Below are 16684 nucleotides of genomic sequence, written 5' to 3' on the forward strand. Positions count from 1 at the left end.
AGAGTCTCCCTCAGCCAAATCACGTATAGACAGTCAATTGATTACAACTTATTGCCAATAGTCTTGACATACAGTGCCAATATTTAGGTCAGGTATTTAGTGCTTGTTCTAGATCCGCGATAATATCGTCGATATGCTCAATACCCACAGAAAGACGAATCATTTCTGGAGAAACGCCCGCCTGCTTCTGCTCTTGTTCGTTGAGTTGCCTATGGGTGGTAGACGCTGGGTGACACGCCAGTGACTTAGCATCGCCAATATTGACTAAGCGTTTGAAAATGGCAAGCGCATCATAAAAGCGCACGCCGGCATCGTAGCCATCTTTTAATCCAAACGAGAGGATAGCCGAAGGTTTCCCTTTCATGTATTTTTCAGCAAGTGCATGATGCGGAGAATCGGGTAGTCCTGCGTAATTAACCCACGCGACTTTGTCATGATTTGATAGATATTGTGCGACCTTAAGCGCATTCTCAGTGTGACGCTCCATTCTCAAAGACAAGGTTTCTAGCCCTTGAATGAGCATAAACGCATTCATTGGGGAGAGTGCAGACCCGGTGTTACGAAGTGGAACGGTACGAGCTCGCCCAATAAAGGCGGCTTCGCCAAAGGCTTCGGCATAAACGACATCGTGATATGAGGGTTCGGGTTTATTGAAAACAGGGAAGCGATCTTTATGTTCTGACCATGGGAACTTGCCTGAATCGACAATCATGCCACCTAACGTTGTTCCGTGACCACCTACGTATTTAGTCAGCGAGTGAACGACAATGTCGGCGCCAAATTCAATAGGTTTACAAAGCGCTGGCGTCGCGACGGTATTATCGACGATAACGGGCACACCTTGCGCGTGAGCTAATTCTGCAACGCGCTCCAAATCGATGATATTACCTGCAGGGTTACCAATGCTTTCGCAGAAGATAGCTTTTGTTCTATCGTCGATGAGTTCCGCCAAGCTTTCCGGTTTATCATCTTTAGCAAAGCGAACTTCGATGCCTTGGTTTGGCAACATATGAGCAAAAAGGGTGTACGATCCCCCGTACAATTGCGGGGTAGCAACAATATTATCGCCGATTTGTGCCAAGGTTAACACGGCATAATTAATCGCAGCGCTGCCTGCACTGACCGCTAATCCGGCAATTCCGCCTTCTAGTGCAGCCATTCGTTTTTCTAAAACGTCGTTGGTAGGATTCATGATGCGGGTATAAATATTCCCCGGTACTTCCAGGTTGAACAGATCGGCACCATGCTGCGCGTTATCAAATTCATAGGCGACGGTTTGATAGATGGGTGTGGCAACAGATTTTGTCGTTGGGTCGGTTTCATAACCAAAATGAATCGAAAGGGTTTCGTCTTTCATCGTTCTTCCTTGAATAGTCGTGATGTTTTATCGCTCCTGACATCATACTGCCAATTGGGTACGAGCGAGTCATTAGATAGCAACCCTATGTCGTGGTATAGGGGGGCATGATATTAACCAATAGTCTCCATTATTTAATTTATACGATGAATGAGTCAACCGGTGAGATCACGTCTTTTGCTGTTATTACAATAGAGGAAAATTCTGAAATGGCACTAGGCTACGCTGTCTGATATTCTCAAGGCTGAGTTCAATGAATAATTTAGATCGCGATATTATGAAACCATTAACAATATTGGATGGCGGAATGGGGCGAGAGCTTCAAGAAATAGGCGCTCCGTTTTCACAACCTCTATGGAGTGCTCAAGCGCTAATAGAGTCACCAGATTATGTCCGTAAAGCGCATCAAAATTTCATTGATGCAGGTGCTCAGATTATTATAGCGAATAGCTATGCTTGCGTGCCGTTTCACTTGGGTGAGGCGCGCTATCAAAAAGAAGGGGCGATATTGGCGCGACAAGCGGCAGAGATAGCGGCTTCAGTTGCGACGTCTACCGGTAATGGACGAGTGCAAGTTGCGGGTGCTATTCCTCCGCCATTAGGGAGTTATCGTCCGGATTTGTTCGAAGAGCACAAAGCTCGCTCGATCATTCAAACCTTGTTTGACGCGCAAGCCCCTTATGTCGATATGTGGATTGTAGAGACGATCTCAAGCCTGAAAGAGTTTGAGATAACACATTCGATTTTGAAAACTTCAGATAAGACTACATTCTATGCGTTCAGTTTGGATGACACTGCGACGACAGTCGCGAGCTTAAGATCGGGTGACACTGTCACTGAAGCGGTCATGTTGGCCTGTAGAAACAATGTGCAAGGGATCATGTTTAATTGCTCAGTACCTGAAGTTATGGAGCAGGCGATACAAGATGCAAACCAAGTCATTGCGAACCAGATAGCGAATAGCAATGCCCCATATGAGATGGCGATTGGCGTTTACGCGAATAATTTCATGCCAATCGTATCGGGGCATGAAGCCAATGGCACACTTCAATCCATGCGGGAACTGTCACCTGATGACTACTTGATTTATGCCAAACGCTGGCATGAATTGGGGGCTTCAATTATCGGTGGTTGTTGTGGGATAGGCCCAAAGCATATAAAAGCACTTTCACAATGGCAAGGCAGCTTAACCGAGTAGAGTCAGTATATTGGATAGTAAAAAGGCAGAGATTACCATGAGGTATCCCTGCCTTTTTCGTGTCAGCAAGCAAGCTAAATTACTTTTAGATTATCCTAGCGCCAGTGTTTTCTTTTGGTGTGCAAGGTACTCATTATACGTCCCTTGGAACTGAACCAATTTTTTGTCTTTTACATCAATGATGGAAGTGGCAAGAGAAGAAACAAACTCACGGTCATGGCTAACGAAAATCAATGTACCTTCGTATTTCTTTAACGCATTATTGAGTGACTCAATGGCTTCCATATCCATGTGGTTGGTTGGTTCATCCATAACAAGAACGTTCACGTCTTGCATCATTAATTTACCAAACAACAAGCGGTTCTTTTCTCCACCAGAGCAGTTTTTCGCCTTTTTGTTGGCGTCGTCAGCGGTGAACAATAAACGGCCTAGAATACCGCGGACCATGAGGTCATCATGCTTAACGGTGCGCCATTGTGAGATCCAATCGAAGATACTAAGGTCATTATCAAAGTCAGCGGTGCTGTCTTGTGGGCAGTAGCCGATAGATGCATTTTCAGACCATTTAACAACGCCAGCTGTTTGCTCAAGCTCATTAACTAAGCAGCGTAATAGTGTTGTTTTACCCACACCATTCTCACCGATAACCGCTAAGCGAGTCCCGGCTTCTAGTAGTAGATTACCTTTCTCGAATAGCAGCTCGTCATCAAAAGAATGACCGAGATCTTGCAATTCTAATGCTTGGCGATGTAATTTCTTGCCTTCACCAAAATCAATCGATGGGCTAATACGACTGGTTGACTTAACTTCGTCTAGCTTGATTTTGTCCATTTTTTTGGCGCGAGAGCTTGCTTGTTTTGCTTTTGAAGCGTTTGCACCAAAACGGTTAACGAAATCTTGTAGTTCTTTGATTTCTTCTGCTTTCTTTGCATTTCCAGCAAGCAGTTGCTCACGAATCAGGCCAGACGCCTCTAGGAAGTACTCGTAGTTACCAGGGTAAATGCGAAGCTCGCCATAATCGATATCAGCCATGTGTGTACACACAGAATTCAAGAAGTGACGGTCATGCGAAATGATGATCATTGTACACTTACGCTGGTTGAGCTCTTCGCCAAGCCAGTTGATGGTATTGATGTCCAAGTTGTTGGTTGGTTCATCAAGTAGCAAAATATCTGGGTTTGCAAACAATGCTTGAGCGAGAAGAACACGCAGTTTCCAGCCGGGCGCAACCTGTTGCATCAAACCGAAATGAAACTCTTCTTCTATACCCGCTTGGATGAGAATATCACCGGCACGGCTTTCTGCGGTGTAGCCATCCATTTCAGCGAATTCACTTTCAAGCTCGGCCACTTTCATGCCATCTTCTTCACTCATTTCTGGAAGTGAATAAATACGGTCGCGTTCTTGTTTTATTTCCCATAACTTGCGATCGCCCATGATGACAACGTCGATAACGTTGTACTGTTCAAAGGCAAATTGGTCTTGGCTTAGGACACCAAGCTTAAGCCCTGGAGTAATCGAGACATTTCCGGAGCTCGGAGTTAATGCACCGCTAAGAATCTTCATGAATGTTGATTTGCCACATCCATTGGCGCCAATCAAGCCGTAACGATTACCGTTACCGAACTTAGCTGAAATGTTTTCAAATAACGGCTCAGCGCCGAATTGCATGGTGATATTAGCGGTAGATATCAAAGAAGTATTCCTAGGTATTATAGTTGTCGATCTACTTATTGTGAGACAGCAAATCAACGGAAATGAAAGTACATATTATTACGCGGCGAATTATACAGATTTATTAGACAATTAACAGACATGAGAGATAAGTCACAAAAGAAGATTTAGGGTAAAACAACGCGACACTTTAAAAGCCATTGAGAACATTCTTATAGGGGGGAGGAATTATGGAATTGATGCGAGTTCTCATTGATTGATATCTAAGGAAGCAGTGAGAATTGGGGTGTATCAAAAACGGACATGCACTGACCTACTGAATAACATATAGTGATTAATACGCTAAGCAGAAACAGATCGAGATAAGTTGGAGTACATAAAAATGGAAGCGATAAAAAAACTTGCTATGACAATCGGTACAGTGATGCTTTCAGGCTGCGCAAGTTACAGCATCACGGAACAAGATATGACCAACTATCTACAAGACTCTGTACAGTACGAGCAATCGGTAGGGATTGAAAATGTGATGTACGCACAGGTCTCCATCGAAGATCTGGACGTTAAGATAGGTCGAGCCGATGCTGAGCGGATTTCCGTGTTTGCAAATACCAATGCGAAAGTGCAGATGCTCAACTCGAAAAGCGTGGGATTAGATCTTGATATTGAATTTAGCGCCGTTCCTGAGTATCAAGCCGACACCGGGGAGGTCTATCTGAAAGCACTGCGCCTAGAGCGCTTCGACGAGAAAAGCCAATTGCTGACGCCTGAAATGAAGGCTCTCATTAATCCTGCTGTTTCTATGATCGGCTATGCGCTTTCGCAGCATCCTGTTTATAAGCTTGACGCCTCTCAGGTAAAGCAAGCCTTGTTGAAGTCCGCTGAGCCAAGTTTAGTGATAAAAGACAACAAACTGGTCATAGAGCTGTTTAACTGATTTTGAGACGGACGTTTTCAAGGCAGGAATAGCAGGGTAGATGTGAGTTAAAGCAAAGCTAGAAAAGAATACACTCGTTTTCTAAATCAAATGCTTACATAGATTAATCTTCTTTGGTATGTTTAATACTAACCTTTAAGTAGTGTCTAGGAGATCAGTCGTGGTTGTAGAGACAGACGGCTATCAAGCATTGATAGAACACCTTGCTATGAATTTGGACGTGTTTACCTCGCAAGTCGGGGACACTGGATCTGAAACCATTGAAGACGTAGCAACGGATATGGTGGCATCCAATATTATTGTTTTGTTTGAACAAAACCCTGAGCTTCATTCAAGCGTACGATTTAAACTGTTAAAAGAAGTCGACTTGGTCATCCAAGACCTTGAAGAAGTCTTAGCGGGTGTATGGAATAAAAATGCCACTAACGAACAAGTGTTCTTTCTTGAAGAATACATCGCGCTGGTGAAAAACCTGTTTGACACGGCGGTTGCAAAGTACGATTAGCGGTGAAAAATGACATAAAAAAGAGGCTATTTGGCCTCTTTTTTAGTTTAACGTGTTCATGAGTACGTTTAGCTTATAGGTTCATAAAAAGCTAGTTGACTGAGCGGAAATGCCAAAATGTGGAGGCCCAATATGGGTTATCCAATCGCGACATGATGACGCCCTTTGACGTTGATGCATGCATGAACGTATTCCCACCTAAATAGATACCGACATGGCGCGTTTTGTAACCGGTCTTAAAAAAGACCAAATCACCGCTTTTCGCATCGTTGTAACCGACTTTACTGCCGATATTGATTTGCTGAGCGGTGGTACGAGGTAGGCTTACTGAGTACGCATCTTTATAGACCGCTTGTACGAACGCAGAACAATCTACGCCACTATAGTTGGTCCCTCCCAATCGATAAGGCACACCTTGCCACTTTTTATATTCGGCTAAAAAGGGGGCATTATTAGGGGAGTTGTAAGACTGTTGCGTATGCGTTGGGCGTTCCGGAGAAGATGAACACGCCGATAAAGCGGCAACTATACTGCAACATATCAATAGCTTATGAATTTTCATTTGTCATCTTCATTCAATAAAAGTGTAATAAATCTGTCATTGAGAATAACTAGTATTCCTATTAATTCTATACCAATTCAAATGGTTGTCTAATACTCATCGATTGTGGGAGGGCATCGTTTGTATGACATAATGTAACGGATTTTGCATGACTCCCTCGAAAACTAGGAAAGGCTCGACCTCACTTATACGTTCCCTCAGCGTCATTTTTACTCTCATCGCTTCCTTTTTTGTTGGATTAAGCCTACTTAGTGCGAACGGACTTACTCAAGTTAAGCAGCAATTCGACAATTTGTCAGATAAAGCATTACCGTTATCAATGAACAATGCATCGCTCACGCAAGACGTATTGGAACAAGTTAAATTGCTGGCTTATGGTACGCAATTAACGGCAACGGATGAGCTCGACATTACACAGCAACGGATCAATGTTTTAGCCCAGCAGAGTGACAGAAGAGTCAGAAGCCTTTTTGATATTGCAGGTACGTTAGATAATGCGGTCACTATTGAACAACGTGAGCAATTAAGTGAAAAAATAATTGAACTGCAATCCCTTACCCAATCGATATTAGCGCTACAGTCACAAATTCTAATTATGAAGAGCCAAATAGATAAAGACGTAGTGGGTTTTAGATATGGCCTTAGTTCTATTGGCCCAGAAATGAACCGTATCAGCTTGATTCTCGCTCAGGACAACCCGATGGCATCAGATGCCGCTAGTCGATTTATTGCCAGTGCGAGTTCGATGGAAAGCACTTTTCTTGTATTGATGATGCAAGACGAGCTACAAAAAGCGAAAAATGAATATCGTGAAATGCGTAATCGTATTGCGGGTATCGACTTGGCCTTTGATGATTTTTCTCAATGGCAACCCGACGTCAAAGAGTTCGCAAGCTTAACGGCGCCATTTAGTATGGTTCAAGAAGGATTTAAGTCTGATGGCGTGCTGCGTCAAATCTTGGAACGTTTAGAGTTGGTGGAAGAGCAACAAGAGCAGCTATCGCGAGCGACGGTGCTTGCCGACGAGACGACAAACCTATTAACGGATATTTCGACAACCGCATCAACGTTGATTGATAGCAGTAAAGCGGTAGTGACCGATACGATTCAATTCAATATTTACAGTTTATTTGTGGCGACGGCGATTTTGATTGCAGCGATCGTTTTACTCTTCTTTATGCTGCGTCGCTGGGTGAATCGTTCGCTTAAAAATATCACGAGCCAATTACAGACACTGACACAGCATGATTTGACGAGTAATGTCTCGCTAACTGGACCAACAGAGATGCAGGATATTGCTCATAAGCTAAACCTGGTAATCAACTCAACCCATGATTCGATTGAAATGGTGACAAGAAACTGCGAAACCCTGTATCAAACCGCGGAAATCAGTCATGGCGCGGCCGAAGAAACTCGCAACAGCATGCGAGAGCAAAATACCTCGTTGGAAAGTATGGTGACCACAGTGACGCAACTAGAAGCGTCCATTAATGAAATATCGTCGGTGACTAACGCGTCATTTACTGATTCACAGCAAGCTGAAAACTTTGCCACTATCGGTCTAGAAGCGGTGGAATCTAATCGAGAACGTTTGCTTTCTTTGGAGACGACGCTCAGCAGCAATGCCGAATCTATGAATGAGCTTGACGACAAAGTGAAACAGATTCAAAAAATGGTGGATTTGATCAGTGGTATTGCCGACAACACGAATCTTTTGGCTTTAAATGCAGCCATTGAGGCCGCGAGAGCGGGTGAAATGGGGCGTGGTTTTGCGGTGGTAGCAGACGAAGTTAGAAAACTTGCCAGTGACACATCGAGCCAAACGACGAATATTCGACAAATGATGTCAGAGCTCGAAGAGGCCGCTCAAGAATCTCGCCAATCTGTCGTGGAGTCTCGTGACGAAATGAATCAAGCGCTAATATCGAGCGAACGTGTAAAAACCTCTTTCGAGGACATAGAAGGTGCGGTTGCCTTAATTCGCCAGCGTGTAGAACAAGTATCGGTTGCGACGGAGGAACAAGAACGTGCGACGGCCGAGGTTGGGCGTTCCATTTCGCATGTCAGCGAGCAGGCTGAAAACGCGAACTTACAATTAGAGTCGATGGTAGAAAGTGCCGAGCAAGTGGCTGATATTGCCGGTCACCAACAAGCCATGCTTCACAAATATGAATTGGTACAGCGTCATTGATCATCCTTCCTTGGCCAGTGTTTATTCTCGAAAAGGCTGGGTGAGCATCTTATCCAGCCTCTGTTCGCTTGGGTTACTAAATTGAGGAATGCCAATTTCAACGTCATCATGACCTCGTGCTGGCTGTTCGCGATAGGTACCAAAGCGGATATCCCATACGGATAGAAAAAAACCAAAATTTGAATGGGTTTCTTCCACTAAGATAGAGTGATGAACACGATGAAAGTCAGGTGTCACGATAAGTCGTCGAAGTTTCTTATCGAGTGACAGGGGCAGAAATCCATTGCTGTGGTTAAACATGGCACTGGCATTCAATATGATTTCAAATAGCAATACAGTGAGAGGAGGCAAGCCAAGTGCGGTGATTACTGCGATTTTTATCAACATCGACAATAGGATCTCAATGGGATGAAACCTTGCGCCCGTTGTGACGTCTATGTCTCTGTCAGAATGGTGCATACGATGCAAGCGCCATAGTAGCGGTATGCGGTGAAATAGTAAGTGCTGGAAATAGATAACCGCATCGAGAAGCACAACCCCGAGTGGCACCAAAAGCCATGCTGAGAGTTGGAATTGATTAAATAGACCGATTTGGTGTTGCTGGGCTATATAAGCAGCGTCGATCGCGAGAACAGGCATAACAGCCGCGAGTAGAACCGAGTTAAGGCCAACCAATCCCAGATTATTACTCCAACGCAGTTGTCGAGTTCGAGTTCGCGCTTTTCTTGGGGCTCGATATTCCCAGACGGCACAAACAACCAGCACAGTGACGAAGATGATCAGTCGATAAGCGTCGCTATTTTCCATCAATTTGCTATTTCCTTTACTTAAATGACGGTTTCCGCTGTTTAAATATAGAGTGCGAGGTTAGAATCCCGCCATCTGCCCTAAGATTACCATAAAAATGAGACTTCACGCCTTCCACCGAATGTACAACGAGCGACTCGCGATCGCCACTAAGCCTTTCAACGCTCGCGGAGCTAAGGTTAAACGTTGCCCACAATGTCAAATCGCGCAGCAATACTGTATCTGCGAACATCAGCCCGACGTAGAGTCGGATGTCGCCGTGTTACTGCTGGTTTCGGATAACGAAATTTTAAAGCCTAGTAATACTGGACGGTTGATTCTGGATGCGGTGAAAGAGGGTTACGCTTTCGCTTGGCGCCGCACAGAACCTGATCCGCGTCTACTCGCGTTGTTAAACGATGAGTCCTATCAGCCGATTGTCGTGTTTCCGGAAGATTATGTGGATGATAAATCAAGGCTATTGAGCACTGATAATAAAGACAACGTCGCGATGACCGTCAAGAAGCCGTTGTTCATTTTTTTAGATGGAAGCTGGCGAGAGGCAAGACGTATTTTTCGAAAATCACCATACCTTGATAGATTTCCCGTTTGCTCAATCAAGCCCGAAGTGATGTCCAACTACGTAATGAGAAAATCAGATATTGAAGAGCATTTAGCGACGGCAGAAGTGGCGAGTTTGGTGTTTGAGCAATTTGGTGAGACGAATATGGCTCGAGTGTTAGACCATTGGTTTGCGGCTTTTAGAGAGAGCTACATGATGAGCAAAACCCGATATTCGGTTGACCATACAAGACCGGACTTGCATAAATACATCGCACTCATCAGAAACGAGACGTCGCTCTAAAGTACACTCGATATTGTGCTGACTTGTTGACCAAGTAGCTCGACCAAGGGGATAACTTTGGGTTGAGTCACGGTTTGAGGGGGTAGGGATATGGATAATGTCTAAAGTGATCTTATTTTTACCCGTATTTTGGGTTAGCAAGGAGAGTTTTCTATGTATTACGGCTTTGATGTCGGCGGCACAAAAATTGAGTTTGGTGCATTCAACGAGAAATTAGAACGAGTCGCTACTGAACGTGTCCCTACACCAAGTGATAATTACCAGGTACTACTTGATACATTAGCTGGTTTAGTCGCGAAATATGACCGTGAACTCGGGGTAGAAGGAAAAGTTGGACTTGGGCTTCCAGGAATGGAAGATGCGGATGATGAAACGGTACTAACGGTGAACATCGCTTGTGCGAAAGGACAACCACTACGCCGCGATCTAGAAGCGTTAATCGGTAGAGAAGTGAAGCTCGAGAATGATGCGAATTGTTTTGCACTTTCTGAAGCATGGGATGATGAACTAAAAGATGCACCATCCGTAATGGGGTTGATTTTGGGTACAGGATTCGGTGGCGGGCTTATCTATGAAGGTAAAGTCTTTTCAGGCCGTAACAACGTCGCTGGTGAATTAGGTCATATGCGTTTGCCTATCGACGCTTGGTTCCACCTAGGCGAAAAAGCGCCGTTGCTTGATTGTGGCTGTGGTAAAAAAGGCTGCCTAGATAACTACCTATCGGGTCGAGGTTTTGAGCTTCTCTATGCGAACTACTACGGTGAGCAGAAGAAAGCGATTGATATTATCAAGGCGCGAGAAGCGGGCGACCCGTCTGCAACCGAGTTTGTTGATATGTTCATGGAACTGCTAGCCATTTGTTTTGCGAACATCTTCACAGCCAACGATCCACATGTCGTGACGCTTGGTGGTGGCCTTTCAAACTACGAACTTATCTACGAAGAAATGCCTAAACGTGTGCCTAAGTATCTAATGTCTGTGGCGAAGTGCCCGAAAATCGTTAAGGCGAAGCACGGCGACTCTGGTGGTGTGCGTGGTGCGGCGTTCTTGAATATCAAATAACGATTTATCATGGCCGTAAAGGTCTATAAACGTTATGTAATAGAAACCAATGGTGAAAGTCATTGGTTTTTTTATGATTTCTTCTGTGTTTCAAAAAATTCGTGCATATCAAGTTAAGGCAACAGTATGGTAGTTAAAAAGATAGTGGAAAAGTAAAGAAGCGACTGTTGTTTGTATTTGTAGCAATCTAAAGACAATGGCATGTTTGTTCACTTTGAACTGTTCTTTATTGCGTGTCACTGCTAATCGTTAATGTATTAGGGGTGAACGCAAGGAAGGAACTGCAGGAATGTCAGACTCATTAAAAGAGAAATTACTTTTTTTAGTAATTTTGATAATGGCCATGCATACATTGATGGTACAAGCCTTGATGCCACTAAATGGTGATGTGGCATTCTTGTTAAATATGGCAAAAAACACTGGGTTAAGCCATTTTTATCGAGACTTCTATGAAGTGAACCCACCGTTGATTGTTTATATTTACAAAGTATTTTTACTTCCTTTTAATTTTGGTTATATAAGTGATATTTCTTCATTACGAGTAGGTGTTATCGTATACCTACTGCTATCGATTACGATCACCTGGTTCAATACAGATATATTTTCGATCAATAAAAGAATTTTTCTTGTGTTTTCGCTAGCACTCAGTCTTTTTACTGTCTCACAGTCGGTCTATGGTCAGCGCGAACATTTAATTGCGGCTGGTCTAGTGGTTTATCTTTCAAATATTTTGCGTTCAAGAGAGGGGAAGCCATTCGAATTATCAAGTTTGGTTTCATTATTTATGGTGGCAATATCAATTTGCTTAAAACCTCAATATTGTTTGGTTCTCGTTGTTGCCGAAATATATAGCGTTGTTAAACAAAGGGGAATAGTTCGCTGGAAAGAAATAGCGACAGTTTTTCTTGTTGGCTTAATCTATTTGTATGTTGTAGTTGCTTACCAGTCAGAGTATTTGGATGTTATTGTACCTTTGGCGAGCATTTATTACAGCGTGAATTTTGCTAATTTATTCGAAGTAATTCTTACGGCATCGGTTGTTTTCTTAGTTCTGATGATACCATATTTTGTGGTACGAAAAACAATGGAAGATAATGATCTGGTATTTCTTGTGTTTCTTTTTTTTGTTGCAAGCTTAGGCGCATTTGTCGCAGGCAGAACAGCATTTGGATACCACCTTATACCAACTCTTACATTCTCGTTTTGTTTGGTCTATATGGCTATTATTTTGCAGCTTAGACAAATAAAACGAGAACCATCTTTTCGAAATGTAGCGTTGTTATTGGTTGCATTTATTCCCATAGTGACCTTTCAACACAAAGACATTTTTCGCAACTATCAAGTTGATTATAATGTAGCTTGGAATCAATTTATTTCTAATAAACAAAATTTATCTAAAGAGTTATTTGTAGAACCAGAAGTACTTCGGTTGTCACAGCTAGTCGATAGACATGCAACACGGGGTGATAATATAATTTTCATTGCCTCAACGTCGATGTATCCTCATCATACCATACCGATTCACTCTGGACTTATATCGTTGGCCAAGCAACCCAATTATTGGATGCTGCCATTGGCGGTGAAAAACAGACAAGATGATAAACACCGAAAGGTACTCAAATTTGTTCAACAAACCACAGTGAACGACATGAATCGTTATCAGCCTGAATTGTTGGTAGTTCATCAAAGAGAAAAAACGGATAAACGTTATGGTGAAACTGATTTGTTTCATGTTTTGTTAGAAGATATTGAGTTTAGGAATATATTTTCTAATTATGTGAAAGTTGAACAGTCTAAAGTCAAAACTACGATATTCGAAGTGTATATTAGAAAGAAACAGTAGTTTATTTTATATCGATTGAAAGTAGGGTTATAGTTTGTTTTGATAGCTACGCTGCCTATTGATTACTTTTTTTACGTAATCTCTAGTTTCACTAATAGGAAAGTCATAAATTAGATAATTGAATATTTCAGTGTCAGTCATTCTGTTTACTGTAGATGAAAAGGTTTCAACAGAGTTGTTTCTTTTAAAATATTTGAATAAGTTTGATGGACCACAATTATAAGCAGCTATGGCTAACCACTCTTTAGAAACTGAGGAGTGGATCCCGTTAAGATAATGCGATTTTAAGACACTTAAATAAGCGGTTCCAATGTTAATATTAATGCTTGGACTGTATAATTGCTCAGTTGTGAACGTCGTTTGAGAATAATAACGTTGAGAAATTTCAGCAACAGCTCCATCTTTCATTACTTGCATCAAACCAAAGGCAGGAGCAAGGGAGCGGGCTCTAGGATCAAAATAACTCTCTACATGAATAACAGCAAGTATCAAGCTAACGTCGATATCCCATGCTTGAGATGCTTTTTGAATGATAGGGAAGTATTGAGTCGCCTTTTTATGAGGGTTGGTGTTGCTCGTTTGTTTAGTCAGATATTTAGAGGACGTAAGCCCTCCTCGTAATTCCACGATAGAAGATGGTTTGTTTTTGTACTTACCAGACGATGTTCTTGGTTTGACGATTAGTTGCTTTGTTGAGTTGTGATGAATGCTCGGTAATGTTTTACTTTCTAGCGCAGTAAGTTCGCTCGCAATGGCCAATTTAGTACAACAAACTATCATCACACACACACAAATGGTTGGTATGATTACTCTGGGACTTCCGCACACACTCGTCATTTTTCCCCTCCGCATCTCCTCGATTCAATTGTAATGGTAGCTATCTACGCGACAAGAAACCGTCTTGTTTTTGATAAAGGTGGAATAGAATGGAATTGTCCATTAGTTTTGTGGAGGGTGTTAAATTTGGTTTTTTAGCGCTAGTGAGCGTTACGTAGTTTATTATGAATCCATTGATGTTGCCTAGTGAAATCGGTATGGAGTGGCCAAAACATAGATGCGTAAAGTTGTTTACCAAACAAATTAATTTCGTCAGAAAATGTAATAAGATCAGCACGCCGGTTGTGGTTTTTAATTAAGTGATGAGGTAGAAAAGCGATACCTTTTTTAGCTAAACAAAGGTCTAATATCGTGCTGGTATCATCAAGTATCCAAGTATTGTGCTTTGCAATACTGGAGATATCCACAAAACTCTCACATCCATCGATTAATAATAAACGCATTGAAGCAAGATTTGAGTCAGTTGAGACATCCTTGTGAATCACCCAGCTGCAGTTAACTTTAAATAACTCATCTATATTAAAGGATAATTCAGTCTTATGATAAGGGTTACCAATTGCGATATCGACTTTATGATTGTGTATGTACTGTCCCAGAATTTGGCTCGGTTTTGTAAATACCGTAAGCTCTGTATCCGGAAATATCTCAGAAAACTCGATAAGCACCTGTTTCACATCATCATTAAATATTAATGGGTCGATACCAATGCGGATTTTTTTAGTGTCGCTATCATGAAGAGACTCTGCGACTTGAATTAACTCATAGTATTTGGAAATGATAGGTGCTGAAAGCTGGTAAATTTTTTTCCCTTTGTCTGTTAACGTCAACGACTTCTTACTGCGGTCAATCAGCGAATAGTCAAGTTCGTTTTCTAAGTTCTTAATCGCACCTGATATGGTTGACTGAGATTTTCCAAGTTTTCTTGCACCGTTACTGAACGATCCGAAGCTAACAACTGCATGAAAAGAGAGCAAATTATCGAATGGTAACTTCATTATCTGCATCCCTATTTCACTTAGCATTCCTACTTCAAAGCGTAACATTCCCTGTGAATGTTGAATGCTAATATCCATAAAGCGTGACGAGTGTCACATTTATTTTTATGAATTATTGTACTTAAACCAATTTGTAAAATTAGTTTTTTGTACTTATATATATGAATTTTATTAGGTTTAAATTTTTACTAATGCGATAGACTTAGAAGGGAATTCAATTTATTAATATGCACTATCGGTATCCTCGATACTGTTCACTTTTGAGACAGTGATCCAGCTCCTACAGTTATCAATGCTAAGTGCAAACAGTTGATAGAGGGAATATTACCATGATGACTGAACTATATGTAAAAGCGACTAACTTTCTTACTGGTCTTAAGGAAGATAATCGAGGTGTTACCGCCATTGAATATGGACTAATTGCAGTAGCAATGGCTGTATTGTTGGCTGCGGTGTTAACTGCTGACGGAGGATTTGTAGAAAATCTAAAAACGGCATTTGGTACAGTGGCGACGAATATAACTAACGCTAGCTCTTAGAAATAATACAATTTTGTTATCTGAGAATACACAATTTGATTTGATACTTATCTTCGTAATGCTCATTACTAGTGCTCTGATTTGTGCAAGTGATGTTGCATTACGAAAAATAAGTAACATCTATGGTGTTGTTATTTTAACTTGTTCCATTCTTCTTTTATCTGAGTCTAAGCAAGGTGCTGTAGAACATTTGTTAAGTGCCGTGATTGTTTGTGTGGTAACACTGATTGCTTTTGGTTTCAGAATATTAGGTGGTGGTGATGTTAAGTTGATGATTGCTTTTTCAATTGCTATTCCATTTCATTATTTAGGCGTTGCTATTTTTAATGTGGCTATTATTGGAGGGGTTCTCGCAATGTTTTACTTGCTAAAATACCGTATTTTTAAATTAGTCCCAGAAAGTGGTGAGATGGGCTTACCTTACGGTTTAGCGATTAGTTTTGGTTTTTTTAATGCGATATGTAACTTATATATTTAACAGGTGAAATTATGAGATCTCGAATAATAATGTTCGTCGCTCTCATAGCTATATTAGTTGGTGGCTATGGAATCTACGATAGCGTATTGAATAACAAAGACGGTGCGCCCGTTGTGGTCAAAGCAGACCCGATACAAACTAAAAAAGAGACTGTTGAATATATAACGGTTTGGCGATCCATCAATACGATAGAGCGGGGTGAGGCGATAACGACAGATGTCCTCAAGCGCGAACAAATGCTACTAACTAAAGCGTTGGATGAAGGTCTGCGTTCAGATGTGGAGCTCGATTTTAGCCCTTCCACCTTATTTAATACTGATATTCCTCAAGGGACGCTTGTGCTCCCTGAGCACATTACTCGAGAAAGCGATCCCGGCTACATTGATTTACTTGTCACTGATGGTATGACGCTGTACCCACTTGTAGTGAGTAACAAAAACTTGATCAGTGATTTTATTCGTCCAGGTGAACGCATCGATATTTTGACGGTGAGTTCACCAAGCTCCAACTTGTCTGGTGCTGTCGAAAAGCCCATCCGGTTTAAAGGCGTGACAGCGACATTATTCCTACAAAACGTCAAGGTTCTCAACATGGGTACGGAGGATGACGAGCAAAAAGTAAAACCAGTTGTAGGGAATCAAGAGGATGGCTTTACCACCATTATTATTGAGATCCCACCTACTGAAGTCGCGAGATTAGCGCTTGCACAGCGAACCATGCACCTTGAAGTGTACCGAAGTCGAGAATATGAAGAACCTGTGTATGCCGATGTCAGAAATGTAATGAGTAATTACATCGGCATAGAAGAAATGCGAGGCTCCAAAAACAAGAATGGACGTGGAGGTGAATTGTAATGGA

The 16684-nt window shown here is 42.0% G+C and carries 16 protein-coding genes; 10 read left to right on the plus strand and 6 right to left on the minus strand.

Annotated features, from left to right (window positions below):
• Positions 1 to 88: 88 nt before the first annotated feature.
• Positions 89 to 1357 (minus strand): O-acetylhomoserine aminocarboxypropyltransferase/cysteine synthase family protein, encoded by a 1269-nt coding sequence (locus ACE1OE_RS14745; protein ID WP_449211509.1) that lies wholly within the window; start codon positions 1355 to 1357, stop codon positions 89 to 91.
• Between the two features lie 277 nt (positions 1358 to 1634).
• On the opposite strand from ACE1OE_RS14745, the gene ACE1OE_RS14750 reads away from it, so the two are divergent.
• A complete protein-coding gene (locus ACE1OE_RS14750) occupies positions 1635 to 2555 on the plus strand; it encodes a homocysteine S-methyltransferase family protein (protein ID WP_449211567.1) in 921 nt (306 codons plus the stop codon).
• Between the two features lie 90 nt (positions 2556 to 2645).
• Here ACE1OE_RS14750 and ACE1OE_RS14755 read toward each other — a convergent pair whose 3' ends face one another.
• Positions 2646 to 4250, minus strand: coding sequence for an ABC-F family ATPase (locus tag ACE1OE_RS14755; RefSeq protein ID WP_102467872.1), 1605 nt, complete (start codon positions 4248 to 4250; stop codon positions 2646 to 2648).
• A 361-nt stretch (positions 4251 to 4611) separates the two neighbouring features.
• Here ACE1OE_RS14755 and ACE1OE_RS14760 point away from each other — a divergent pair, with 361 nt between their 5' ends.
• Positions 4612 to 5163: a DUF1439 domain-containing protein gene (locus ACE1OE_RS14760; protein WP_449211510.1), complete on the plus strand. Its 552-nt coding sequence runs from the start codon at positions 4612 to 4614 to the stop codon at positions 5161 to 5163.
• A 160-nt stretch (positions 5164 to 5323) separates the two neighbouring features.
• Positions 5324 to 5668 carry a DUF3802 family protein gene (locus ACE1OE_RS14765; RefSeq protein WP_102467870.1) on the plus strand — a complete coding sequence of 115 codons (345 nt, stop codon included), beginning with the start codon at positions 5324 to 5326 and terminating at the stop codon, positions 5666 to 5668.
• Positions 5669 to 5759: 91 nt separating this feature from the next.
• On the opposite strand, the gene ACE1OE_RS14770 is transcribed toward ACE1OE_RS14765, so the two are convergent.
• Positions 5760 to 6230 (minus strand): NlpC/P60 family protein, encoded by a 471-nt coding sequence (locus ACE1OE_RS14770; RefSeq protein ID WP_372060276.1) that lies wholly within the window; start codon positions 6228 to 6230, stop codon positions 5760 to 5762.
• A gap of 148 nt (positions 6231 to 6378) precedes the next feature.
• Here ACE1OE_RS14770 and ACE1OE_RS14775 point away from each other — a divergent pair, with 148 nt between their 5' ends.
• On the plus strand, positions 6379 to 8421 hold the full coding sequence (locus tag ACE1OE_RS14775; protein ID WP_449211511.1) for a methyl-accepting chemotaxis protein: 2043 nt from the start codon (positions 6379 to 6381) through the stop codon (positions 8419 to 8421).
• 21 nt (positions 8422 to 8442) lie between these two features.
• On the opposite strand, the gene ACE1OE_RS14780 is transcribed toward ACE1OE_RS14775, so the two are convergent.
• Complete coding sequence (locus ACE1OE_RS14780) at positions 8443 to 9228, minus strand: sterol desaturase family protein (RefSeq protein WP_449211512.1); 786 nt, start codon at positions 9226 to 9228, stop codon at positions 8443 to 8445.
• Between the two features lie 91 nt (positions 9229 to 9319).
• Here ACE1OE_RS14780 and ACE1OE_RS14785 point away from each other — a divergent pair, with 91 nt between their 5' ends.
• From ACE1OE_RS14785 to ACE1OE_RS14795, 3 genes are all read left to right on the plus strand, one after another.
• Positions 9320 to 10072 (plus strand): tRNA-uridine aminocarboxypropyltransferase, encoded by a 753-nt coding sequence (locus ACE1OE_RS14785; RefSeq protein WP_372060682.1) that lies wholly within the window; start codon positions 9320 to 9322, stop codon positions 10070 to 10072.
• A gap of 153 nt (positions 10073 to 10225) precedes the next feature.
• Positions 10226 to 11134 carry an N-acetylglucosamine kinase gene (gene nagK, locus ACE1OE_RS14790; RefSeq protein ID WP_102467865.1) on the plus strand — a complete coding sequence of 303 codons (909 nt, stop codon included), beginning with the start codon at positions 10226 to 10228 and terminating at the stop codon, positions 11132 to 11134.
• Positions 11135 to 11423: 289 nt separating this feature from the next.
• Entirely contained in the window at positions 11424 to 12977 is a 1554-nt protein-coding gene (locus tag ACE1OE_RS14795) for a hypothetical protein (RefSeq protein ID WP_449211513.1), read from the plus strand.
• Positions 12978 to 13004: 27 nt separating this feature from the next.
• Here the strand turns inward: ACE1OE_RS14795 and ACE1OE_RS14800 are convergent, their stop codons facing one another.
• Both ACE1OE_RS14800 and ACE1OE_RS14805 read right to left on the minus strand, forming a co-directional pair.
• Complete coding sequence (locus ACE1OE_RS14800) at positions 13005 to 13814, minus strand: transglycosylase SLT domain-containing protein (protein ID WP_449211514.1); 810 nt, start codon at positions 13812 to 13814, stop codon at positions 13005 to 13007.
• A gap of 140 nt (positions 13815 to 13954) precedes the next feature.
• Positions 13955 to 14809, minus strand: coding sequence for a LysR family transcriptional regulator (locus ACE1OE_RS14805; protein ID WP_449211515.1), 855 nt, complete (start codon positions 14807 to 14809; stop codon positions 13955 to 13957).
• Positions 14810 to 15138: 329 nt separating this feature from the next.
• Between ACE1OE_RS14805 and ACE1OE_RS14810 the strand changes: the two genes are divergently transcribed.
• From ACE1OE_RS14810 to cpaB, 3 genes are read left to right on the plus strand one after another with little or no spacing between them, the layout of a single operon-like run.
• Positions 15139 to 15348, plus strand: a complete 210-nt coding sequence (locus ACE1OE_RS14810; protein WP_449211516.1) for a Flp family type IVb pilin — start codon at positions 15139 to 15141, stop codon at positions 15346 to 15348.
• 13 nt (positions 15349 to 15361) lie between these two features.
• Positions 15362 to 15826: an A24 family peptidase gene (locus tag ACE1OE_RS14815; RefSeq protein WP_449211517.1), complete on the plus strand. Its 465-nt coding sequence runs from the start codon at positions 15362 to 15364 to the stop codon at positions 15824 to 15826.
• Between the two features lie 11 nt (positions 15827 to 15837).
• On the plus strand, positions 15838 to 16680 hold the full coding sequence (gene cpaB / locus ACE1OE_RS14820; protein ID WP_449211518.1) for a Flp pilus assembly protein CpaB: 843 nt from the start codon (positions 15838 to 15840) through the stop codon (positions 16678 to 16680).
• Positions 16681 to 16684 lie beyond the last annotated feature (4 nt).

The sequence above is a fragment of the Vibrio sp. E150_011 genome, from assembly GCF_053544015.1.